We start from the raw sequence: 252 nt of genomic DNA, 5'->3' as shown, positions 1-252 counted from the left end.
GGCTTCGACAGCTACTACGTCGATAACGTCGGCGATGTGGTGATCGAAACCGATGCCACCCTCGGCGCCACCGACCGGGTTTTTTCCTCCATCAGCTACACCCTGACCGCGAACGTCGAAAACCTGATCCTTACCGGCAACGACATCCTCAACGGTACCGGCAACAACCTCGACAACCGCATCACCGGCAACGACCAGGCCAACACCCTCGACGGCGGCCTCGGCGCCGACACCATGATCGGTGGCGGTGGC

Annotated in this window: 1 protein-coding gene; it reads left to right on the top strand. The window is 61.9% G+C overall.

The annotated features are described in order from the left end of the window. The coding region (locus ACM6HV_RS16470; protein ID WP_414904770.1) for a hypothetical protein at positions 1-252 on the top strand (252 nt) is incomplete at both ends.

Source organism: Pseudomonas sp. IT-P260 (assembly GCF_949768395.1).
In the GTDB taxonomy this organism is placed as follows: domain Bacteria; phylum Pseudomonadota; class Gammaproteobacteria; order Pseudomonadales; family Pseudomonadaceae; genus Aquipseudomonas; species Aquipseudomonas parakoreensis.
This window is presented reverse-complemented; position numbering and strand designations above follow the sequence as displayed.